Here is a 15296-nt window from a genome sequence, read left to right on the forward strand (position 1 = left end):
GCAGTGAGCGACCGCAGCGACAGGGCCCAGACGCACGGCGAGGCACCGAGGGAGCCCTACGGCGTGGGCCCCGCCTACCCCTCGTCCCACACCCAGTTCACGACCGACGCCCCGGGGCGGTATGCCGCCGCGTCGGCTCCCGCGGCGACCCCCGAGCCCGCCGTCCCCACCGCGCCTGCCGCACCTGCGGTGTCCCCGCAGGCCCCGGCGGACGTGGCCCCGACGGAGGACCCCTACTACGCCCCGAGCGCCGAGTTCACCGTCGCCGAGGGCATCCGCGACGTCGGCATGGTCTTCGTCGGCGCCTCGATGACGGCCGGCTACGGCGACCCCAAGGGCCTGGGCTGGGTCGGACGCGTCGTGGCCCGCACGCAGCACCCGGACCTCGACCTGACGGCCTACAACCTCGGGGTCCGCGGCAACACCTCGGGCGACGTCGTCACCCGCTGGGGCGCCGAGTGCCACCCGCGCTGGAAGGGACGCGCCGAGCGACGTCTCGTGCTCAACGTGGGCGCCAACGACGTCCTGTCGGGCATGACGATGGCCCGCTCGCGGCTCAACCTCGCCAACGTCCTCGACGAGGCGACCAACGCCGGGATCGGTGTCTTCGTCGTCGGCTTGACGCCGACGCTCGACGACGAGATGAACCGCAAGATCGAGGCGCTCGCCGAGGCCCAGGCCGACGTGTGCTCACGCCGCGGCATCACCTACGTCGACTGCTACCGCCCCCTCGCGACGCACGACCAGTGGATGGCCGACCTCGCGGCCAGCCCCGACCGCGCCCACCCCGGACAGGCCGGGTACGGCCTCATCGCCTGGCTCGTGCTCCACAACGGCTGGAACGACTGGCTCTCGCTCAGCTGACGACGTCCGTGTCGCGCTCGCCGTCCGGGCTGCCGTCGGCCCGGCGCCCCGGAGCCGACACGGCCGCCACGATGCTCGCCGCCGCGACGAGCCCGACGGCCAGGGCCACGGGGGTGCGGTCCGACTCGTGCAGCGACCACGCGACCGGCAGCAGGAGGGCGTTCCAGAGCACGGTGGGGGTGCGTGGCCAGTCGGCGGCGCGGTTCCAGCCCCGGGCCAGCGCGAGCAGCCCCAGCCCGAAGACGAGGATGAGGGCCCCGGAGGTCGCCGCCCGCGTGACGTCGTCTGTGGCGCCCGTCACCATCTCGTAGACGTAGAAGCCGGCGAAGCCGAGGACGGCGAGGGCCTCCAGGAGCGTGAGCAGCCCTGCGGCGCGGTGGGATCCACGCACCTCGCGGCTCGGAGAGGTCGATTCGGTCACCTCGCCAGCCTAGCGATCCGGCTGGTCCGGACCGTCCGGGCGGCTCCCGATCCCCACGGACGGGCCGGAGGTCTGGAACTGGGAGCCGTCTGCCGATAGACTCAATCCTTGGTGTGATCCGCGCCCAAGGCGTTGAACACGGACATGGTTGCTGGTCACACTGGATCATGGCCCTCAACGCGTACGGAACAACTTCGTGCGCGTTTCCGTTGGTCAGGGGGTCATCCCCCCGCACGACGACACCATGACTTGGCTCCGACAACGACGCTGGCGCCCCGAGCACATGCACCGCGACCGACACCCGGCGTCGGTGCGAACCGAGATACATGAAGGAGCACGATCCACATGGATTGGCGCGACCGCGCTGCCTGCCTGGAGGCCGATCCGGAGCTGTTCTTCCCCATCGGGAACACCGGCCCGGCCATCCTGCAGATCGAGGAGGCGAAGGCTGTGTGCCGGACCTGTCCGGTCATGGACACCTGCCTCAAGTGGGCCCTCGAGACCGGCCAGGATGCCGGCGTCTGGGGCGGCCTCTCCGAGGACGAGCGCCGCGCCCTGAAGCGCCGCAACGCGCGGGCTCGCCGCGCCGGCTGAGCCCCGCACGACCATCGTCGTCGAGCCCGGTGACCCTCCCCGGTCGCCGGGCTTTTGGCTGCCCGCGTATGCGGTCCGGTGCCGACCGGGGCGCCCGTGCCCCTCAGGTGATGGGGCGCAGGGTCGCGGTGAACCGGGCCCGGGTGCCGTGCGGCACTACGGCCTCCCATGAGATGCGGCCCTGGAGGTCGCTGACGAGCGACTGGACGATCTGGGTCCCGAGACCCGAGCCGGGCCGGCGGGCCGGGTCGATGCCCTTGCCGTCGTCCTCGACCGAGACGACGACCATCTGCTGGCCACGCTCGTCGGCCTGACGGTCGATGAAGATGCGCACCTCTCCCCCGGCGTCGCCGAGGCCGTGCTCGATGGCGTTCTGGACGAGCTCGCTCATGATCATCGCGAGCGACGTCGCGTCCTCGGCGCGCAGGCGCCCGAAGGAGCCCTCCGTGACGGTGTGGACCGGCGCACCGTTCGCCGAGACCTCGACGACGGCGTTGAGCCCACGCTGGGCGATGGTGTCGAACTCGACCGTCTCGTCGAAGCCCTGGCTCAGCTGGTCGTGCACCATGGCGATGGTGCCGACCCGGCGCTCGGCCTCGGCGAGCGCGATCTTGGCCTCGCCGTCGGGGAGCCGGCGCGACTGGAGGCGGAGCAGCGCGGCCACGGACTGGAGGTTGTTCTTGACGCGGTGGTGGATCTCGCGGATCGTCGCGTCCTTGGTCATGAGCTCGCGCTCGCGGCGGCGCAGCTCGCCGACGTCGCGCATGAGCACGATGGCTCCGAACCGCTGCCCGGCCTCGGTGAGCGGGATCGCCCGCATCGAGACGGTCGTGCCGCCTGCGACGACCTCGGTGCGCCAGGGCTGACGCCCCGTGACGACGAGCGGCAGCCCCTCGTCGACGGGGTAGGACTCGCGGACGTTGTCGGTGACGATCTGGGCGAGGCTCGCCCCGACCACCTCGCCGAGGTGCCCGAGCCGGTGCAGGGCGGAGACGGCATTCGGGCTCGCGTAGGTGACGATGCCGTCGACGTCGAGTCGGATGACGCCGTCACCGACCCGGGGTGCGCCGCGTCGCAGGCCCGTCGGGGCGCCGCTGTGCGGGAACTCTCCCCCGGTGACCATCCGGCACAGGGCGTCGGCCGTGGCGAGGTAGGTCAGCTCGAGGCGGCTCGGGGTGCGCGTCGTCCAGAGGTTCGTGTGGCGGGTCAGGACGGCGACGACGTGGCCACCACGGACGACGGGGATGTACTCCTCGCGCACCGACTGGTCGGCTCCGTGCTCATGCGGGACGACGACCTGGCGCACGCGCAGGATGCGCTGCTCGGCCGCGGCCTCGTCGAGCAGGTCACGGGTGCGGCCGGGGTCGGCGATGCGGCCCACCTGGTCGTCGACGAAGACGAGCTGGCCCGTGGTGGGACGCACGTGGGCCACGGCCTCCCACCGCTCGCTCGTCGACCGGACCCAGAGCACGAGATCGGCGAACGAGAGGTCGGCGACGAGCTGCCAGTCACCGACGAGCAGCTGCAGCCACTCGACGTCGTGGTCGGGCAGGTTCGTCCGGCCGCGCAGGAGCTTGCTCAGGGTTGCCACGTCCCGAGCCTAGTGAGCCACGGGGCCCACGCGTTCGGTGGCCTCACCCACCCCACTTGAGTGAGCGCCCCGTCCCACTCGAGTGAGCGCGCCGTCCCTCCTGCCTCGTGGCAGGTGGGACGGCGCGCTCACTCGTGTGTGGTCAGGCGCTCACTCGACGAGGTGGTCGGTCAGCTACTGGAATCGGCGGCCACTCGGGCCGCAGCGGCACGGGCCGCCTGCTTGGTCGCGGTCTTCGTGGCCGGGGCCTTCTTCACGGCCGCCGTCTTGGTGGCGGGCTGCTTGGCCTCGGTCTTCGGGGCCGCGCTGGCCGCCTTCTTCGCGGCGGCCGCCTTCTTCGGAGCCGCCTTCTTCGCGGCGGCCGCCTTCTTCGCGGGCGCCTTCCTGACAGACGCCTTCTTCGTCGGGACGGGACCCGACGGCGCCTCGGCCTGGATGGGCGCGGGCTGGCCGGACGACGCCGGCTTGGTCACGGTGCGCAGGGTGCGCAGGGCGACCGAGAGCGCGGCGATGCCGGCGTGGCTCATCCGCTCGATCCCGCCGAGGGCCGCCCGGGCCCGACCGAGCGCGTCGGCGTTGAGCTCGGACCACTCGGCGAGGCGGCCCGCGGCGTCGTGACGCGGGTTGCTCACCTCGAGCACCGACCGGGTCAGGCTCTCGAGGACCGCGTAGAGGTCGTCGCGCAGCGCGCCGCGGGCCATGGCGTCCCAGCGGTCGTCGCGCGGCAGCATCGTGACCCGCGTCAGCATCGCGTCGATCGAGAACGTCTCGGAGGTCAGGAAGTAGACCCCGACGACGTCGTCGAGCTTCTCGCCGGTGTCCTCGGCGATCTCGATGCAGTCGAGCAGCGAGTAGAGGTCGAGCAGGGACGCCGCGGCGAGCGCGAGATCCTCCGGCACGCCCTTGCCCTCGAGCTCGCGGGCCCGTCGCTGCAGGCGGGTGCGCTCGCTGCCCTGGAGCAGCTCGGCGATGCGGCCGGAGAAGGCCTCGATGCCGGGGCGGAAGCGCGCCACCTCGGCCGCGATGTCGAGCGTCGCCGGGCGTGAGGTGAGGAACCAACGCACCGAGCGGTCGATGAGGCGACGGAACTCGAGGTAGAGCGCCGTCTGCGCCCCCGTGCTCACGACGTTGTCGGTGGCCTCGACGCCCCGGACGAACCCGGCGAGGTCGAACACCTCGCGGCATACGACGTAGGCACGCGCTACCTGCTCGGGCGTGGCGCCCGTCTCCTCCCCTGCCCGGTAGGCGAAGGTGATGCCGCCGCGGTTGACCATCGAGTTCGCCACCGCGTTGGTGATGATCTCGCGGCGCAGCGGGTGGGCGGCGATCTCGTCGGCGTACTTGCCGCGCAACGGCTTCGGGAAGTACTCGGCGAGCGTCGACTCGAACCACGGGTCGTCGGGCAGGGCCGTCGTGATGAGCTGGTTCTTGAGGTAGAGCTTCGCATAGGCGACGAGCACCGAGAACTCCGGCGACGCGAGGCCCAGTCCGTCCTTCTGGCGGCGCGCGATCTCGGCGTCGCTCGGGAGGAACTCGAGCGAGCGGTCGAGGTCGCCGTTCGCCTCGAGGAACTGGATGAGGCGCTCGTGCACGCCGAGCATCGCGTGCTGCTGCGCGCGGGCGTTGCCGAGCAGGACGTTCTGCTCGTAGTTGTCGCGCAGCACCTGCTCGGCGACCTCGTCGGTCATCGAGGCGAGGAGCGTGTTGCGACGCTTCGTCGTCAGCTCGCCGGAGCGGGTCAGCTCGGTGAGCAGGATCTTGATGTTGACCTCGTGGTCGGAGGTGTCGACTCCGGCACTGTTGTCGATGGCGTCGGTGTTGATCCGGACACCCGCCAGCGCGGCCTCGATGCGGCCGAGCTGGCTCGCCCCGAGGTTGCCGCCCTCGCCGACGACCTTGCAGCGCAGGTCGCTGCCGTTGACGCGGATGGCGTCGTTGGCCCGGTCGCCGATCTCGGAGTTCGTCTCGGCCACCGCCTTGACGTAGGTGCCGATGCCGCCGTTCCACAACAGGTCGACCGGCGCGAGGAGGATCGCCTTCATGAGGTCGGCGGGCGTCATCGACTTCGTGCCCGAGCGCAGCCCCAGGGCCGCGACCATCTGCTGGCTCACCGGCACCGACTTGGCCGATCGCGGGAAGATGCCGCCGCCCTTGCTGATGAGCTTCTCGTCGTAGTCGGCCCACGACGACCCGGGCAGGTCGAACATCCGCCGGCGCTCGGCATACGAGGTCGCGGCGTCCGGGTCGGGGTCGACGAAGATGTGCCGGTGGTCGAAGGCCGCGAGCAGGCGGATGTGCTCAGAGAGGAGCATCCCGTTGCCGAAGACGTCGCCGCTCATGTCGCCGACGCCGACGACGGTGAACTCCTGGGTCTGGGTGTCGACGCCGAGCTCGCGGAAGTGGCGCTTGACCGACTCCCATGCGCCGCGCGCCGTGATGCCCATGCCCTTGTGGTCATAGCCGGCGGAGCCGCCGGACGCGAAGGCGTCGTCGAGCCAGAAGCCGTAGTCGGCGGAGATGCCGTTCGCGATGTCGGAGAACTTCGCGGTGCCCTTGTCGGCGGCGACGACGAGGTAGGTGTCGTCCTCGTCGTGGCGCACGACACGGCGCGGCGGCACGGCGGCACCCGAGACGAGGTTGTCGGTGAGGTCGAGCAGCCCGGAGATGAAGAGCTTGTAGGACGCGATGCCCTCGTCCATCCACGCGGCGCGGTCGACGGCGGGGTCGGGCAGCTGCTTGGCGTAGAAGCCACCCTTGCTGCCGGTCGGCACGATGACGGCGTTCTTGACCATCTGGGCCTTGACGAGCCCGAGGACCTCGGTGCGGAAGTCCTCGCGGCGGTCGGACCAGCGCAGACCGCCGCGGGCGACCTTGCCGAAGCGCAGGTGCACGCCCTCGACCCGGGGGCTGTAGACCCAGATCTCGAACATCGGCCGCGGGGCCGGGAGGTCGGGGACCTTCTTCGGGTTGAGCTTGAGCGAGACGTACGACTTGTCGCGTCCGTTCTCGTCGGGCTGGTAGAAGTTCGTGCGCAGGCTCGCCTGGATGACTCCGAGCAGGGCACGCACGATGCGGTCGTGGTCGAGGCTCGCGACGTCGTCGAGTGCCTCCTTGATGCGCGTGACGACCTGCTTCTGCCGCGACGCCCGCTTGTCGTGGCCGGCCTCGGTCTCGGGGAAGGCGTCGGGGTCGAAGCGCGCCTCGAAGAGCTCGACGAGGCTGCGGGCGATGCCGGTGTTGGCGGCGAGCGCCGACTCGACGTAGTCCTGCGAGAAGGTCGAGCCCGTTTGGCGGAGGTACTTCGCCACGGTGCGCAGGATGACGACCTGCCGCCAGGTGAGACCCGCGGCGAGCACGAGGGCGTTGAAGCCGTCGGACTCGGCACGGCCGTCCCAGACGGCCCGGAAGGCCTCCTCGAAGCGCTCGCGGACGTCCGCCGAGAGGGCTGCGTCGCCGGACCCCCACGTGCGGGCGTCGGCGCACAGGCCGAAGTCGAAGATGTGCAGCGTGCGGCCGTCGGGTCCGGGCACCTCGTAGGGGCGCTCGTCGGTCACCTCGACGCCGAGGTGCGTGAAGAGCGGCAGCACCTGCGTCAGCGACAGGTCGGCGCGGCGGTAGAGCTTGAAGCGCCGCTCGCGGGGGTCGTCCGACGCGGGGTCGTCGTAGAGGTGCAGGCCGGTCGTGCGGTCACCGTCTCCGAGCGCGTCGATGCGGTCGAGGTCCTCGACCGCCGTCTCGACGTCGAAGTCCTCCTTGTACGCCTCGGGCAGGGCCTTGGCGTACGCCGCCATCGTGCGGGCCGCGCCCTCGAGACCGCGGGCCTGGCCGAGCGCCTCGGAGAGGTCCTCGTCCCAGGTGCGGGTCGCGTCGATGACGCGCTTCTCGAGCTCCGCCTCGTCGATGTCGGGGATGTCGGTGCCCGCCGGCATGCGCACGACGAAGTGGAGGCGCGCGAGCGTCGACTCGCTGACCCGCGTCGTGTTGTCGATGTTCTCGCCGCCGAAGGCCTCGAGCAGGATGGCCTCGATGCGCAGGCGGACCGTGGTGTTGTAGCGGTCGCGCGGGAGGTAGACGAGGCACGAGACGAAACGGCCGAACTCGTCGCGACGCAGGAAGAGCTTGGTCTTGCGGCGCTCCTGCAGGTGCAGGACGCTCGTCGCGATCTCGGCCAGCTGTGCGGGGCTCGTCTGGAAGAGCTCGTCGCGCGGGTAGGTCTCGAGGATCTGGAGGATGTCCTTGCCGGAGTGGCTGTCGGCGCTGAGCCCGGTGAGGCGCAGCACCTCCTGCGCCCGTACGTCGAGGAGCGGGATGTCGTGGATCGTGTCGTTGTAGGCGGCCGAGGCGTAGAGGCCGAGGAAGCGCTGCTCGCCGACGCACTCGCCGCGGGCGTCGAAGCGCTTGACCGAGATGTAGTCGAGGTAGACGTCGCGGTGGACCGTCGCGCGCGAGTTGGCCTTGGTGATGATGAGGATGGTGGAGTCGCGAGCGGCTCGGCTGGCAGCCGGCGTGAGCACGAGTCCCTTTCCGGCAGAGGGCCGGTCGTAGCGGAGCAGCCCGAGACCGGTGCCGGGCACCTGGCGCGAGACGTCCTTGCCGTTCTCGTGCGAGAGGGAGTACTCGCGGTAGCCGAGGAAGGTGAAGTTGTTGTGTGCGAGCCACTCGAGGAAACGGCTCGTCTCGCGCGCCTGGTGCGGGTCGGTGCCGGGTGGCGTCGCCGAGCGGAGCTCGCTCGCGATGGTCAGCGCGTGCGCGCGCATCTTGGGCCAGTCCTCGACGGAGTCGCGGACGTTCTCGAGGACGTGCCGCAGCCGGGCCTCGACGTCGGGCAGGGCGTCGGCCGGCAGGCGGTCGATCTCGAGGTGCATCCACGACTCGCGCACGAGACCGAGGGAGGTGGACTGCACGGTCGTCGAGCCGTCGGTGATGACCGACTTGAGCTCACCGGTGATGGTGCGCGAGACGGTCATCTGCGGGTGCACGATGAGGTGGACGCCGCGGTCGAAGCCGCCGAGCGCGGCCACGACGGAGTCGACGAGGAACGGCATGTCGTCGACGACGATCTGCACCACCGAGTGGCCCGTGGACCAGCCCTCGTCGTCGGCGGTCGGGTTGAAGGCGCGCACGTTGAACGTGCCGACCGGGCGATCCTGGGCGAAGGCGCGGTGCTCGGTGGCGATGGTCGCGAGCTCGCGCGCCGGGCGCGCGAGCAGGTCCTCGGTCGCGACGAGGCGGTAGTAGGCGAGGAGGAACTCCTCGAGCTCGCGGGACGCGGTGCCGCCGGATCGGCCGCGACCCCGTCGAGGGGGAGGCGCCACTGCCGCGGCAGCGGCCTTCATGACGTCGATTCGAGTCTGTTCGAGTGACGCTGACATGCGGTCGTCGGATTCCTCACCGTGTGGCCCGTACGGCGGCACGTCGTTGTGCCGCCCATCTCACCATGTGAGCCTATCCCCGTCGGCGTCCACGCCCGAACCACCCCCGCCGGACACTCCGCGACTGTGACACGAGTGATGGACGGGACAGGCGGTGGAGAACTCCGGGGCGCCCGGACGCCCAGTCCCTAGAGTGGTGCCATGACCGAGGGGAGCCGGGTGGCGGGCGCTGCGGACCCTGCGACGCTGCGAGCCCTCGCCGCCGGCCGGTCGACGACGCGGACGCTCTCCGACGACCTGCTGACGCACCTTCCCGACCTCGGCGACCTGCCGACGCAGCGCGCGCTCGACACCTGGGTCGAGCAGGCGGCCGACACCCTCCGGGCCCTCTCGGAGGCACTCGAGGAGCGGCTGCTCGACCTCGGCGCCGCCCCCGGGCGGGCACCCGCCGGCGTCGACGAGCAGGTGCCGCGAGACAGCCGTCCGGCCACGCAGGCGGGTGACGCCCGATGAGCCTCTCTCCCGGCGACCCCGGCTCGACGTCGGCGCTCGGCGGCGCCCTGCGCACGCAGGCCCACCAGCTCGCCGACCTCGTCGTCGACCTCGACGCGGCCGCGCGGCGGGTCGGGCGCACCGGGGGGCCCGACCCCACGGGCCACGAGCGCGACCTCGTGACCCGCGCCGCCACCGAGCTCGACCGGGTCGGCGGCCTCCTCCAGTCCTGGACCACGACCGCCGTCGAGTCGGCAGCCCGCGTCCGCGGGCTCGAGCCGGCCCTGACGCGCTGCGACCTGACCATCGACGGCCGGCTCGTCGTCGAGCGCTCCGGCCCGAGCCGGGTCGAGCCGGGCGAGCGCCTGGCCGAGCGCGATCGGCTCCAGGAGCTGCTCAACCGCGTGACGGCGGTCCGTTCGCGCGAGCTGGCCCGGCTCCGCCGCGAGCTCGAGACGTCCGGCACGACACTCGCGGCCCTGTCCGACCGCGCCCGGTCGGGCGCCTGAGCGTCACCTCGGCGCCGGGCGCGTGACCCGGCCGCGCGGCATACGTCCTCGGGGTGCGGTGGACGGTGCAATAGCGTGTCGGCCATGAAGATCTCCGAGACGATCACGTATGCCGCCCCGCCCGAGACCGTCTACGCCATGGTCACCGACGTGGCCTTCCAGGAGCGCAAGTGCGTCGAGGCCCACGCCCAACGGCACGAGGCCGCGGTCAGCCCGGCGGGTGACGGCGCCCGCGTTGTGACGAAGCGCGACCTGCCCGCCGACGACCTCCCCGACTTCGCGAAGTCGATCGTCGGACCGACCCTCTCGGTGACGGAGACCTACGAGTGGGGTGGGGCCGCCGGTGACGGCACCCGCACCGGCACCCTCACGGTCGAGGTGGCCGGGGCTCCCGTCGCGATGCGGTCGAGCGTCCGGCTCGCCCCGGCCGGTGGCGGCACGCAGATCAGCATCGACGGCGACCTCAAGGCCTCGATCCCGCTCTTCGGGGGCAAGGTCGAGAAGGCCGCCGCCCCTGCCGTCATCGACGCGATCCGCAGCGAGCAGCGAACCGGCAACGCCTGGCTGTCCGAGCGCGCCTGACACCCCTGCACGACGCTGGGCCCGCCTCCTGACGGAGACGGGCCCAGCGGCATACGTGCTCGGGGGCGGGTCAGCCCATGTGCGGGTAGGTGTGGTTCGTCGGCGGGACGAACGTCTCCTTGATCGAACGCACGCTCGTCCAGCGCAGCAGGTTCTGCGCGGCGCCCGCCTTGTCGTTGGTGCCCGACGCGCGGCCCCCGCCGAACGGCTGCTGGCCGACGACGGCGCCGGTCGGCTTGTCGTTGACGTAGAAGTTGCCGGCGGCGAAGCGCAGGCGCTTCGTGGCGTCGGCGATGACGCGACGGTCCTGGGCGATGATCGAGCCGGTGAGCCCGAACGGCGCGAAGCGCTCCATCTGGTCGAGCACGGTGTCGTACTGCGCGTCGGGGTAGACGTGCACCGACAGGATCGGGCCGAAGTACTCGGTGCGGAAGGACTCGTCGGCGGCGTCCTTGATCTCGAGCACCGTCGGGCGCACGAAGTAGCCGACGGAGTCGTCGTAGGTGCCGCCGGCCACGACGTCGATGCCCGTGGTCGCGTGAGCCCGGTCGATCGCGTCCTGGTGCTTGGCGAACGCGCGGTCGTCGATGACGGCACCCATGAAGTTGGACAGGTCGGTGACGTCGCCCTGGGTCAGGCCGTTGGTGATGTCGACGAGGTCGCCCTTGATCTGCTTCCACACCGAGGCGGGGACGTAGGCGCGCGAGGCGGCCGAGCACTTCTGGCCCTGGAACTCGAAGGCGCCCCGGATCATGGCGGTGCGCAGGACGGCCGGGTCGGCACTCGGGTGGGCGAGGATGAAGTCCTTGCCGCCGGTCTCGCCGACGAGGCGCGGGTAGGTGCGGTAGCGGTCGAGGTTGGTCCCGACCTCGTGCCACAGGTGCTTGAACGTCGGGGTCGAGCCGGTGAAGTGGATGCCGGCGAGGTCCTCGTCGCGCAGGGCTGCCTTGCTGACGTTGATGCCGTCGCCCGTCACCATGTTGATGACGCCCGGAGGCATGCCGGCCTCCTCGAGCAGCTCCATCGTCAGCTGCGCCGCGAGCTGCTGGGTCGGGCTCGGCTTCCACACGACGGTGTTGCCCATGAGGGCCGGGGCGGTCGGCAGGTTGCCCGCGATCGCGGTGAAGTTGAACGGCGTGACCGCGTAGACGAAGCCCTCGAGCGAGCGGTAGTCGGAGCGGTTCCAGATGCCCTTGGCGTTGAGCGGCGGCTGCTGCTCGAGGATCTGGCGGGCGAAGTGGACGTTGATGCGCCAGAAGTCGATGAGCTCGCACGCGGCGTCGATCTCGGCCTGGTAGGCCGTCTTGCTCTGTCCGAGCATCGTCGCCGCGTTGAGGCGGGCGCGCCAGGGGCCGGAGAGCAGCTCGGCGGCCTTGAGCAGGATGGCGGCGCGGTCGTCGAAGGACAGCTCGCGCCACATCGGGGCGGCGGCCTTGGCGGCGTCGACGGCGGCCTGGCCCTCCTTGACGGTGGCGTTGCGCAGCGTGCCGAGGACCTTGCGGTGGGCGTGCGGCTGGCGGACGGCGATCTTGCGACCGGTGCCGGTGACCCGCTCGCCGTTGATCGTGTGGGGCAGCTCGGTCTGGGTCGACCCCAGCTCGGCGAGGGCGACCTCGAGCGCGGCTCGCTCGGGCGAGCCCGGCGCGTAGTCGAGCACCGGCTCGTTGGCCGGTGCGGGCACGTGGGTCACGGCGTCCATCAAGTTCTCCTGCGGTTGGCACGGGGTCTCGCCCGGTGCAGGCGAGTGGGGTGGCCCGCCTCGTGGGCGGAGCCACCCCATCGTTCCATGCCGGCCACGGTGCCCGTCAGCCCTGCCGGGGCGCTCAGTGCAGGACGGGGATGCTCCACGGGTAGCGGAAGCTCTCTCCGCGGCTCGCGGCCATCGCCGCCCTGATGTGGAACCACAGCGCGGCCACGACGGCGACGATCCACACGATGATGGCGACCGGGATGAGGATCACGGTGAAGAGCATGACCCAGCCGGCGATGATCGCCGCCCAGACGGCGAGGTTGAAGTTGAAGGAGTCGGCAGCGGCCTTGCGGACGAAGGCGCTGCGGTCCTTGTAGACGGCCCAGATGAGCAGCGGGCCGACGAAGCTGAGCCAGCCGACGGAGATGACGGCGGCGACGATGGCGGCGAGGTGGCCGAGGACGGCCCACGTGCGCTCGTCGCTCGTCGGGGTCAGGGACTGGCCGGACGGGTTCGGGATCGGTTGTGTCATGACCCCATCGTCGCGCCACTCGGGGCCGTGGCGCTGCCGGGGAGCGCCCTGACCCGACCCTGAGCCGCCCCTGACCGACGCCGCCCACCCTCGGGGTGGAGGCGCGGTGCGGTCGGGGTCGGAGTCGGGTCGGAGGCGGGGTGGGCAGGCGCCCTCAGGCGGTGGCGCCCACGGCGTCGTCGACGACGAGCGAGCAGACCTCGCTCGTGGGGTCGGCGACGTCGATGGCCGACAGGAGGGTGAGGGTGAGCTGGTGGTGCCCTCGCGCGCCGGGGTGGAACGTGTCGTCGAGCCAGCCGTCGGGCGCCACCTCCCGGCCCGCGTCGGCCGCGGCCGCCTCCCACGCGGCGGCATGGTCGACGACGAGCACCCCGAGGTCGCGTGCGACCTCGCGCACCGCCTCGGCGTAGAGCGCGATGAGGCGGGGCCCGCGGCCGCCGTCCTCGAGCACCGGCGGGGGCGTCTGGAGCACGACCGTGGCTCCGACGTCGCGGGAGCGCTGGACGATCTGGTCGAGGCGGTAGCGGAAGCCGCGCACGCCGTCCTCCCCCGCCAGGATGTCGTTGGTCCCGAACATCACGAAGACGACGTCGGGCGCGAATCGTCCTGCCCGCCAGTGGAACTCGGGAAGGAGGTCTTCGGTCGTGGCCCCCGACACGCCGGAGTTGATGACGGCGTCCCCACGACGACCGAGCTCACCGCGGACGCGCTCGGCGAAGTGCTCGACGTAGCCGCGGCGGCCGTGCGTGTGCACGACCCCCTGCGTGATGCTGTCGCCGAGGAAGACCCACGTCACGGGTGGTCCGGCGAGGATCTCGCGGAGGCGGTCGGCATCGCGGCGGGCGTACTCGTCAGCGGTGAAGTCCATCCGCGCAAGGTAACAAGGGATGACGCAAGCGCGTCTCCCCCGGACCAGCACGTGGGACGGTCAGGCCGCTCCGGCGCGGGCCTGCCCGCCGGTTGCCGATCGGCCGTCGGCGACCGCGTCCGGCCACGGCTGGGGACGGTCGTCGCCGTGCAGGCTGGCCTCCACCGGGAGGCGGTCGACGAAGCGGGCGACGGCTCCCCCGACCGCGGCGTCCGCGAGCACCCGACGATGCCCGAGCCCGGCGGACGAGAGCAGCTCGGCCCCCGGCCAGGACTGCACGAGGCGCGCCGAGGGCGCGTGCGACACCTCTCGGTCGAGCAGGTCGTGGACGACGAGCAGGTCGGGCCGCTCGGGCCGCTCGAGCGAGGTCGCGATCGTCACGAGGTCGAGCTCGTCGGGAGCGTAGCCGGTGCGGAGGCGGACCCGCTCGACGAGCCGGCGCGTCGTCCGCGCGCCCAGCCCCAGCTCGCTCCGAAGGCGGACGAGCAGGTCGGGTATGCCGCTCGGCGGGGCGATGAGGACGAGCCGCTCCACTGCCACCCAGCCGTCGCGGATCGCCAGCAGTGCGGACAGGGCGCCCATCGAGTGTGCGACGACGGCCCGCGCAGGCCCGAAGCGCGCGGCGACGGCGTCGAGGGAGCGACCGAGCTCGACCGCATCGGAGGAGCCGGAGCCGTGGACCCCCGGGTCCGAGCGGCCGTGACCGAGCCCGTCGAAGGCGACGACCTGCAGGCCCCGGTCGAGCAGGGGCGCGACGAGCGGGGTCAGCTGCTCGAGGGACCCGCCCCAGCCGTGCACGAGGTAGATGACCGGTCCCTCACCCCAGACCCAGCCCCGCACGGAGCGGCCGCGGAGCTCGACCTCGAAGGCCGAGCCGAGCAGCTCCCGGATCGGCGTCGCACCCAAGGGCGTGGCGATCGAGGGGCGGGCCGGGGGCAGTCGGAACCAGAGCCGTTCGGCGACCCGCGCTCCCACGCGAGGTGCGAGCGCTTCGAAGATCCGGAACGCCATGTGAGTGGTGGCGGACTTAATAGACCGATCGTTCGTGCTTTTCTGTGGCGACTGGAGGGCCATGACTGCTCCTTCTGGATGGTGATCGGGACGGGTGGTCCGTGCAGGACCGGATGCGTGGTGGTCAGGCCGAGCGGGCGACGGGCCGGCAGTCGTCGACGAGGCGGTCGAAGGCCCGGCGCGCACGCTCCTCGGCACGACCGTCGCGCATCAACCGACGCGCATGGTGGTGCGCGAGAACGATGCCCTCGAGCTCGTAGGCGAACTGCTCGGCGTCGACGTCGTCGCGGAAGTGCCCCTCGCTCATCGCGGTGCCGACGATGAGGGTGAGGGACTCGAGCTTGTCGCGCTCGGCGCGCACCAGCTCGTCGCGGACCGGGCCCTCCTGGTCGTCGAACTCGCTTGCTGCGTCGACGAAGATGCAGCCGCCGTCGAAGGCGGTGGACTGCCAGGTGATCCAGCGGTCGAAGAACTCGCGCACGCGCGGCTCGCCACGGGGTGTGGCCACGGTCGGACGCATGACGACGTCGGTGAACCGCTCGCGGGCGTGCTGGAGCACCTCGACCTGCAACGCCTCCTTGGAGGCGAAGTGGGCGTAGAGCCCGCTCTTGCTCAGCTTCGTCGCCGCGGCCAGCGTGCCGATGGTCAGCCCACCGAGCCCGACGAGCGACGCGAGCTCGGTGGCCTCGTCGAGGATCGCGGTCCTCGTGCTCTCACCTTTGCCCATGACGTCTATAAAAGCACGATCGTTCGGTCGTGACAAGAGATGA

General features: G+C 71.7%; 13 protein-coding genes. 5 read left to right on the forward strand and 8 right to left on the reverse strand.

Going from position 1 to position 15296, the window contains the following annotated elements:
- Nucleotides 1-3: 3 nt before the first annotated feature.
- Nucleotides 4-864, forward strand: a complete 861-nt coding sequence (locus tag ASH01_RS01605) for a GDSL-type esterase/lipase family protein (protein WP_082619338.1) — start codon at nt 4-6, stop codon at nt 862-864.
- On the opposite strand, the gene ASH01_RS01610 is transcribed toward ASH01_RS01605, so the two are convergent.
- The gene (locus ASH01_RS01610) at nt 857-1285 is read right to left on the reverse strand and encodes a hypothetical protein (protein WP_235508585.1); all 429 of its coding nucleotides are present in this window, start codon (nt 1283-1285) and stop codon (nt 857-859) included. The genes ASH01_RS01605 and ASH01_RS01610 overlap by 8 nt on opposite strands.
- 345 nt (nt 1286-1630) lie before the next feature.
- Here ASH01_RS01610 and ASH01_RS01615 point away from each other — a divergent pair, with 345 nt between their 5' ends.
- Nucleotides 1631-1879, forward strand: coding sequence for a WhiB family transcriptional regulator (locus ASH01_RS01615; protein WP_020142976.1), 249 nt, complete (start codon nt 1631-1633; stop codon nt 1877-1879).
- A gap of 103 nt (nt 1880-1982) precedes the next feature.
- On the opposite strand, the gene ASH01_RS01620 is transcribed toward ASH01_RS01615, so the two are convergent.
- Nucleotides 1983-3470, reverse strand: a complete 1488-nt coding sequence (locus ASH01_RS01620; RefSeq protein ID WP_056770559.1) for a sensor histidine kinase — start codon at nt 3468-3470, stop codon at nt 1983-1985.
- 170 nt (nt 3471-3640) lie between these two features.
- The gene (locus ASH01_RS01625) at nt 3641-8806 is read right to left on the reverse strand and encodes an NAD-glutamate dehydrogenase (protein WP_056770561.1); all 5166 of its coding nucleotides are present in this window, start codon (nt 8804-8806) and stop codon (nt 3641-3643) included.
- Between the two features lie 237 nt (nt 8807-9043).
- On the opposite strand from ASH01_RS01625, the gene ASH01_RS01630 reads away from it, so the two are divergent.
- The 3 genes from ASH01_RS01630 (at nt 9044) to ASH01_RS01640 (ending at nt 10425) form a co-directional block, all read left to right on the forward strand.
- A complete protein-coding gene (locus ASH01_RS01630; protein WP_056770564.1) occupies nt 9044-9355 on the forward strand; it encodes a hypothetical protein in 312 nt (103 codons plus the stop codon).
- Nucleotides 9352-9843 (forward strand): hypothetical protein, encoded by a 492-nt coding sequence (locus ASH01_RS01635; RefSeq protein ID WP_056770565.1) that lies wholly within the window; start codon nt 9352-9354, stop codon nt 9841-9843. Before ASH01_RS01630 ends, ASH01_RS01635 begins: the two co-directional genes overlap by 4 nt.
- An 84-nt stretch (nt 9844-9927) precedes the next feature.
- Nucleotides 9928-10425 carry a DUF2505 domain-containing protein gene (locus ASH01_RS01640; RefSeq protein WP_056770568.1) on the forward strand — a complete coding sequence of 166 codons (498 nt, stop codon included), beginning with the start codon at nt 9928-9930 and terminating at the stop codon, nt 10423-10425.
- Nucleotides 10426-10495: 70 nt separating this feature from the next.
- Here ASH01_RS01640 and pruA read toward each other — a convergent pair whose 3' ends face one another.
- The 5 genes from pruA to ASH01_RS01665 form a co-directional block, all read right to left on the reverse strand.
- Nucleotides 10496-12124 carry an L-glutamate gamma-semialdehyde dehydrogenase gene (gene pruA, locus ASH01_RS01645; RefSeq protein ID WP_056770572.1) on the reverse strand — a complete coding sequence of 543 codons (1629 nt, stop codon included), beginning with the start codon at nt 12122-12124 and terminating at the stop codon, nt 10496-10498.
- 124 nt (nt 12125-12248) lie between these two features.
- The gene (locus ASH01_RS01650; protein ID WP_056770575.1) at nt 12249-12647 is read right to left on the reverse strand and encodes a DUF4870 domain-containing protein; all 399 of its coding nucleotides are present in this window, start codon (nt 12645-12647) and stop codon (nt 12249-12251) included.
- A 154-nt stretch (nt 12648-12801) separates the two neighbouring features.
- Entirely contained in the window at nt 12802-13515 is a 714-nt protein-coding gene (locus tag ASH01_RS01655; protein ID WP_056770576.1) for an SGNH/GDSL hydrolase family protein, read from the reverse strand.
- Between the two features lie 60 nt (nt 13516-13575).
- A complete protein-coding gene (locus ASH01_RS01660) occupies nt 13576-14526 on the reverse strand; it encodes an alpha/beta hydrolase (protein ID WP_056770579.1) in 951 nt (316 codons plus the stop codon).
- A 124-nt stretch (nt 14527-14650) separates the two neighbouring features.
- Nucleotides 14651-15253, reverse strand: coding sequence for a TetR/AcrR family transcriptional regulator (locus tag ASH01_RS01665; RefSeq protein WP_056770581.1), 603 nt, complete (start codon nt 15251-15253; stop codon nt 14651-14653).
- Between the last annotated feature and the right edge of the window lie 43 nt (nt 15254-15296).

It is taken from the genome of Terrabacter sp. Soil811, from assembly GCF_001429655.1.
Classification (GTDB): Bacteria; Actinomycetota; Actinomycetes; order Actinomycetales; family Dermatophilaceae; genus Terrabacter.

Bases quoted from the DNA above. Each gene is read 5' to 3' on its own strand.
- pruA (WP_056770572.1), bottom strand. From the start codon at position 12,124: ATGGACGCCGTGACCCACGTGCCCGCACCGGCCAACGAGCCGGTGCTC.
- ASH01_RS01665 (WP_056770581.1), bottom strand. From the start codon at position 15,253: ATGGGCAAAGGTGAGAGCACGAGGACCGCGATCCTCGACGAGGCCACC.
- ASH01_RS01635 (WP_056770565.1), top strand. From the start codon at position 9,352: ATGAGCCTCTCTCCCGGCGACCCCGGCTCGACGTCGGCGCTCGGCGGC.
- ASH01_RS01630 (WP_056770564.1), top strand. From the start codon at position 9,044: ATGACCGAGGGGAGCCGGGTGGCGGGCGCTGCGGACCCTGCGACGCTG.
- ASH01_RS01650 (WP_056770575.1), bottom strand. From the start codon at position 12,647: ATGACACAACCGATCCCGAACCCGTCCGGCCAGTCCCTGACCCCGACG.
- ASH01_RS01655 (WP_056770576.1), bottom strand. From the start codon at position 13,515: ATGGACTTCACCGCTGACGAGTACGCCCGCCGCGATGCCGACCGCCTC.
- ASH01_RS01625 (WP_056770561.1), bottom strand. From the start codon at position 8,806: ATGAAGGCCGCTGCCGCGGCAGTGGCGCCTCCCCCTCGACGGGGTCGC.
- ASH01_RS01660 (WP_056770579.1), bottom strand. From the start codon at position 14,526: ATGGCGTTCCGGATCTTCGAAGCGCTCGCACCTCGCGTGGGAGCGCGG.
- ASH01_RS01640 (WP_056770568.1), top strand. From the start codon at position 9,928: ATGAAGATCTCCGAGACGATCACGTATGCCGCCCCGCCCGAGACCGTC.
- ASH01_RS01615 (WP_020142976.1), top strand. From the start codon at position 1,631: ATGGATTGGCGCGACCGCGCTGCCTGCCTGGAGGCCGATCCGGAGCTG.